Source organism: Protofrankia sp. CiP3 (assembly GCF_917627345.1).
In the GTDB taxonomy this organism is placed as follows: Bacteria; Actinomycetota; Actinomycetes; order Frankiales; family Frankiaceae; genus Protofrankia.
The window spans coordinates 1-6,422 of the sequence record NZ_CAKJTM010000168.1; the positions used below are offsets into that span (position 1 = coordinate 1).

Sequence of the window (6,422 nt, forward strand, 5' to 3'; positions counted from 1 at the left end):
TAGAGTTCAGGTGCGAGGCCGGGTAGTCTGTGGGGAACATCAATGCGATGTTGTCAAGACCTTCGTTCCTCTGCGAAAACCTTGCGCCAGCCTGAGGCCAGGTTTCCCCTAACGAGACCGTACGCTCACGAAGCTCTGCGATCAGCGCTCGTGAGACCGGACCAAGATCCTTCAGTAGGCCGGCGAACCGGCCTTCGCCGACCGGTCGTTGGTACGTAATCATTCCCGGCCCCCGGCGCTGCCCGCCCGGAACTGTGCGACCTTCGCTAGCAGTTTGCTGTCGCCGCTGCTGTTGTACTCCTCAAGTGCGTCCAAGGCCCACTTCTGGAAGTCTTCACGGGCGACGAAATGGCCATCGCGTGTGGCCAAGCCCTCCTCGGACACACCGGCAAACACGCGCACCTGATTTGTCCCGACCGCCCACAGCACTTCGGCGACATCGAAGACCGAGGGCGGGGTCCACCCCGCAGCTCTGGCCCGAATTGCCCAAGGTGAGCCGGCTGCCATGTACATCGAGTTGACGCGCAACGTCAGTCTGACTTCGTGTTCCGCGCACACCCGCTTGATGTACTCACACGTTTTGACGGCCTCACTACGTGCCTGTGCGTCAGTATGCTCAGGGTGCGCCTTCAACAGGACGTAACTCTCAAGAGCGTAGCCAAACGAGCTTGCGTAGCGGACGGCGGCATCAAAGTCCGCCAACGACATCCGTTTTCCCAGAATATCATTACGCAAACGGTCGTCACTACTCTCAAGGCCGATCTTCAAAGCGACCGCACAGTCCCCCCTGAGTGAGTCGACCAAACCTAGCGTCGTCGGCGTGACAAACTCGGGCCGCGTCTCCAGAATAATCTCCCTCACGCCGGGAATGCTACGCGCAGCGGCCATCGCCGATCCAAGCTGTCCGATCGGGAGCGTGCGCTCATCGAGGAAGGAACCCTCGTTGCCGAGCGCCACCCGAGCTATCTGTCCTGCCTCTTCCGCCCGAACGAAGTTGGTCATCGCATCCAACTGGGCGGCCAACTCTGCCGAGGAAACATCGATAATCGCCCCGGCTGACGGCAGCGTACAGAAAGCGCAGGCAAACGCGCACCGTCGGGTGTAGAGGACCGCGATCAGCTCTTTCTCGCCCAAAAACCTTCGCAGCACGAGGCTGATTGGCCGATCGCCGGACTTGGGCTTGATCCGAAGAGTCTGGCGGTCGCCGCGCTCGCGTAGGATGGCACGATCGACGGAAGCGGGTCGGAGCATGAAGCCCCGCAATAGGGCCGGGATCTCACCAAATTCCGCCACCACCGCAGCCGACGGATTGTCGACGAGCAGCTGGCGGAAATCCTTATCCAGCCAAGCCCGGCGGGTGATGATATTAATCAGCTGCTGGCGCTCTCGCGCTTCCTCGCTCCGATCTTCGGTTGTGTCCATGTCCATCCGATCAGCTCGCACACAAAACTATCGTAACCTATCGGCAGCCGTTGTCGGACGGGCGCAAGGCCGTCTGAATTACGCAAGCGGCTACCCAAGACTCCGCTCCTCCGGCAACTGCCAATAGGAGGAAAGCAGCAAGCGAGACCCCTTGAGAAGAGGACGCGCGCGGTGCAGCCCCAGATTGTCAAAGACGACGAGGGTACCCGCAGGGCCGTCGCAGCACATCGACCGCCAGTTGTGTCGTGCCCTTAGCCTCCGTGCCTGAGTCGGCAGGATACACCCAGCGTAGGCGCTCTCGTCATTCGCGTACTGGCCATCTGTGCGCTTGCGGTAGTACTCAAAGAAATCCTGTTCCAGGCGGATCCTCCACGGCGACCATCGATGACTACCAACGAGGTACTCCATCGCGGCGTTGTCGGATCCGACGTCCGTCAAGTAGACGAACACGGACAGCAGCGGGCGCCACTCGTCGATGTGGTAAAGATCAACGATGCTCTCCTCGCCAATCGCGATCTTGGCTTGGATCGCTTCTCTGTCCGGCACCGCATGAGGTGAGAGGTAGGCTTGCATTATATCGCTGATACGGCTGTCGTCAAACACCTGCTTCGAACTCGGCACGTGGCCCCGTGGATTGAGAAGCAGGCGTCGAGCGTTCCGCTTTACGATATCAGGATGGACGGCCTCGCCGAGTAGATCGGTATTACTGTGCACCTCTGCCCTGATGGCTCTAACCACCTGTCCGTCGACAAAGCGGGGAATCAGAGCTATGCCGTCCCTGCGGAGATTTCGCAGGATGTCCGCGTCACGCGTTAATGCTGGTGTGATGCTCCGACGCCGAAGCTGTCCGATTTTTGCCACCGCAAAAGCCAGATCTCCCAATAGTCCGATCCATCCCCCGGATTGCTCCGGCCAAGCCCGTCGGCGCTAACAAGAGAGCTTTCTCCCCGGGCGAATAGCTCCGCAGGTTAAAGGCGCGGACAGACAGATGGGACCTGAATTAATCAGGATTCCATCTGCCGCCTTCCGCGACTAGCAGCGGCGGAAAGTGGTTCCAAAGTGACCCCCATCGAGGGAGAGCGTCTGAACCTCAAAGTCGATCGACTCGTCGACGAGTTCGTGCCAGGTGTCAGTGGGAAGTGGGATGTCGATAACCGTCTCTTGAGCTGTAGTGATCGCCACAGTGCTCATGTTTACCCCGCAATCGGAGTTGGCATTTTCTTGGCCCACATTTATTTCGCAGTATGACCAATTTGGCGCGCGCTGTCAAGGGATTCGGCGTGCTATCTGGCGCTGGACCCGTTCTCCGCACATGCCGCATCGCTGCTGGTCAGAGCCTTGCAGCTGTCGTCACTTTCAGAAATCGCCACAGGTCAGCATAGGTGACGTGCGGAGAACGGGGCTAGACGGCTGCGATAGCCCTGGGCACTCCGGATTCATAGCGGCGCCGCACGTCCATCACGTGACCGGCGCCCGATGGGGTAAGTCCAGCATTCTCGTACGCCTGTGTCGTCGATGCTCAGCGGCCCGGTGGCGCGGGTCGGCAAGGAGATGCGTGACGGCTTTGTCGCGGGTCTGGTAGCTGCGGCCCGGCGGGGAAGACAGAGACGAGTCCCGGAGGCATCGGGAGCCAGCCGTGCTGCTGGTTCTGCATGGTGCCCGTGTAGTCGGGGCGCAGGGCGCCGCACTCCACGCCGTCGAGCACGACGCGGTAGCCGTTCTCGATCCGTTCCGGGTGTATCCGATGTCCTTGGTCATGGCTGAGGCAGTGGCCATGGCCTGGTCGATCGCGGACGTCAGCGGGCGCGCCGCGGTACGTGGCCGGTCTGCCCTGCGTGGCCGGGAGGCGACGGGACGTGCGACAGGCATCTGCCGGCCGATCGGCGCGGTCCGCTGACGGCTCGTCCTGTGCGACAACCAGGGTTGTCGCGGCGACGGCCGGCGCATCATCAGTGCGCACGGCCGGTGCCCGCTCCCGCTCGTCCGGCGGGCCGCCGGCCGGATCTTCGTTCTCTACCTCCCCTTCGAGGACGACAACCATAGTTGTCGCGGCGGATGCGGGTTGTGGCGGTCCGACGGATAGGCTGGCGCCCTTCGCCGCTGGGTCGACAACTGAGGTTGTCGTCACATGCTGGGGGCCGAACGGGCACGGGAATCGCTTGCGCGCTCCCTGCCGGGTGATCCTGAGTGAGCGGCCGATGTCGCCGTAGCTCGCTCCCTCGATGGCCGCCCGTGCCGCGAGCGTTCGTATCTCCGCTTCGATCAACCGTGCGCGTTCGTTCGCGTCGGCCAGCGTGTCGAGCGTGGCCGAGAGCGCATCATCTGCCATGCGACAGCCGTAGTCGTCGCCACCGCCAGCGACAACCATAGTTGTCGCACAAGATCGCAGTGCATGTAGTCGCAGTAGACTGATCAGTCGGGGTCATTGATCGCTGGTATGCGTCACAGCGTCGCAGGTCAGCCCTTGGTAGGCCGGCAGGGCTTGGCTTCAGTGACTGACAGGGGCAGGGGCAGATTCAAACGGTCGGAGCGCCGGACCATCGGGCGACTCGTCGGCGGTGGCGGTCCGGTACGTGATGGCAATGTTGATCTCTGTGCGGGCAACGGGGCGGTCCTGGTGCTGCTGACGCGGCATCTGCCCACTATGCGGTGGGTACGTAAACGCGGGATCCGCTCTTTCACGCGATCGCGCTGGACGCCCCGCCGTATATCTCTGACCAGAGCGCCACCGGCAAGCCGACCGCCAAACCGCTCACATCCGCGGCGCTGGGATCAGCGCAGGCGGGCGGGGATGCCGGCGACGACGTGCCAGACTTCGTCGGACTCGGCCGCGATCGCCGCGTTGAGCCGGCCCAGGGCGTCGCGGAAGCGGCGTCCGACCGCGCTCGTGGGGACGATGCCCGAGCCGACCTCGTTGGTCACGGCGACCACGTGGCGCCGGGTGTCACGCCAGGCCGCGACCAGTGTGTCGACGCGGGCAGGCCAGCCGCCGTCCACGGGATCGTCGTCGAGGTGGGCTGTCAGCCACAGGGTGAGGCAGTCGACGAGCAGCGGCGGGCCGTCGGTGCCCAGCAGGGGCACCAGATCAGCGCTCTCCACCGTCGTCCAGTGCCGCGGCCGGCGGATGGTGTGGGCGTGCACCCGCGCCGCCCACTCGGTGTCGCCCGGCGCGACCGGTCCCGCCGTGGCGACGTACACCACGTCCGGCCAGGCGGCCAGGCGGCGCTCGGCTTCCGCGGACTTGCCGGACCGGGCACCCCCGGTGACCAGGACACGGTACGGCCGGGGCAGTCCGGAGGCCGACCGCGGGCGGCGCGTTCCGTGGCGCACAGTGACCGGCACGCCGGCTGAGGCGGCGTCCGAAGCGGCGGTTGGGATGATATTGAGCACGGCACCGTCGGGATGCACTTCGGCCCCCATCAGCGCCAACCGCCGGGCGAGCGCGTCCCCAGGGGGGTTTCGGTGGCTCAGATGGACGGCGACGACCCGCGTCGTCTCGACCACGGCGCCGCGCTGGCGCAACTGCGCGAGGACGTCCGCGAAGCTGGCCAGGCCCAGGTGGTCACCGAACCCCGGGCGGTCGCCGTTGTTCTCCTCCATCAGCACGGCGTCGAACGCCCGGCCGGTGAGCGCGTCCAGGGTCCGCGGTGGCAGCGGCGCCGCGGTGTCGCACGCGTAGAGCACCCGTCCGCCGTCCGGGGTGGTCACGTCGTAGAGCACCGCCGGCCCGATGACCGCGCCCCCGTGGTTGGCCGCCACTGGCCGTATCGCGAAGCCACCGACCGCCAGCACGCCGCCGGCGATCACCGGGTGGAACTGAAACGCGCCGGACTCGCTGGGGGCCGGGGCGCCCGCCGCCTGGACCGCCGGATTCTCCGCCGCGCCGTCCCCTGGACCGACGAAGGCCCGGCAGGCGTCCAGGCAGGCGGGCGGCCCGACAACGTCCAATGGCTGGTCGGCCGCGGTCGCCCACTCCCGCCACAGCAGGGCCGCCGGGCCGGTGTGGTCGGGATGGGCGTGGCTGAACAGCAGATGACGCACGCCCGCGAGCCGCACCCCGAAGCGGGTTGCGGCGCGCGGTACGTCTGGCCCGCAGTCGATGAGCATGAGATCGTCGATGAGCACCGCGGTCTGGGTGCGCACTTCGTGCTCGCGTGCCCAGCGGCACGACGCGCACTCGCACCACGGGTTGGGCCAGCCATCGGCTGAGCCCGTGCCGAGCAGCCTCAGCCGCACGCGCGCGACGTCCTCACGCCGAAGGCTCCTGTGCCTGTGCCTGCGCCTGTGGGCGTGCGTGCGCGTGCGAGGCTGGGTGCGGATGGCGCTTCCGATCGGCCAACGTCATCATCATGATGACGAGTCCGAGCAGCAGGATCGCGCCGATCGTGACCAGGCCGACCGCCCACCATTCCAGCGGTCCCTTGTGCGGTTCGGCGGCTTCGGCGAGCGTGGACGCGCCAGCGAGCGCCGTCGTGATGCCGTATGAAGCTGTGATCACGGCTTCCTTCCTCTTCTTCGGCCTGTCTGCCCGTCCGCCGGATCGTATGGGGCTGGCCGCACGGTAGCGAGGAGAAGCAGAGTGATCAGGTCAGGACCACTTCCAGCGCCGACCGCTCAGGGTCTTCACGCGCGAAATAGAGTCATGGCCGCGGCGCTCTCCGGCCGTGAGTGTGTCGGATGGGTGCCTGCCGTTCGGGATGACGCAGGTGGGCAGAACAACAGGGAGGTCGCCCGGTGAGCTGGGTGTGGCGTTTCGAGACCGAGGACGGTGGCGCGGCCGCCCCGTCCGGCTCGTCGTTGTCGGACTCGTCGTTGTCAGAGTCGTTCCCGACGCAGAGCGATGCCGAGACCTGGCTGGGGGAAAACTGGCGGGAACTGCTGGCGGCCGGCGTCCAGCAGGTGGTGCTGCAGGAGGCCGGCCACAAGGTCTACGGCCCGATGAGCCTTCGTCCGGTGGATTAGAGCATCTTGGACGCGAGGCCGTCGCTTCGCGTCCGCTT

At 65.7% G+C, this 6,422-nt stretch carries 6 protein-coding genes; 1 reads left to right on the forward strand and 5 read right to left on the reverse strand.

Annotated features, from left to right (window positions below):
* Positions 1-219: 219 nt before the first annotated feature.
* The 5 genes from MJ797_RS25330 to MJ797_RS25350 form a co-directional block, all read right to left on the reverse strand.
* Positions 220-1,428 (reverse strand): hypothetical protein, encoded by a 1,209-nt coding sequence (locus tag MJ797_RS25330; protein ID WP_239342030.1) that lies wholly within the window; start codon positions 1,426-1,428, stop codon positions 220-222.
* Between the two features lie 84 nt (positions 1,429-1,512).
* On the reverse strand, positions 1,513-2,283 hold the full coding sequence (locus MJ797_RS25335) for a phytanoyl-CoA dioxygenase family protein (protein WP_239342032.1): 771 nt from the start codon (positions 2,281-2,283) through the stop codon (positions 1,513-1,515).
* A 658-nt stretch (positions 2,284-2,941) separates the two neighbouring features.
* Positions 2,942-3,751, reverse strand: coding sequence for a hypothetical protein (locus tag MJ797_RS25340; RefSeq protein ID WP_239342034.1), 810 nt, complete (start codon positions 3,749-3,751; stop codon positions 2,942-2,944).
* 443 nt (positions 3,752-4,194) lie between these two features.
* On the reverse strand, positions 4,195-5,658 hold the full coding sequence (locus MJ797_RS25345; protein WP_239342036.1) for a bifunctional adenosylcobinamide kinase/adenosylcobinamide-phosphate guanylyltransferase: 1,464 nt from the start codon (positions 5,656-5,658) through the stop codon (positions 4,195-4,197).
* Between the two features lie 13 nt (positions 5,659-5,671).
* Positions 5,672-5,920, reverse strand: a complete 249-nt coding sequence (locus MJ797_RS25350) for a hypothetical protein (RefSeq protein WP_308128371.1) — start codon at positions 5,918-5,920, stop codon at positions 5,672-5,674.
* 236 nt (positions 5,921-6,156) lie between these two features.
* Between MJ797_RS25350 and MJ797_RS25355 the strand changes: the two genes are divergently transcribed.
* Positions 6,157-6,384 (forward strand): hypothetical protein, encoded by a 228-nt coding sequence (locus MJ797_RS25355; RefSeq protein WP_239342038.1) that lies wholly within the window; start codon positions 6,157-6,159, stop codon positions 6,382-6,384.
* Positions 6,385-6,422: the final 38 nt, after the last annotated feature.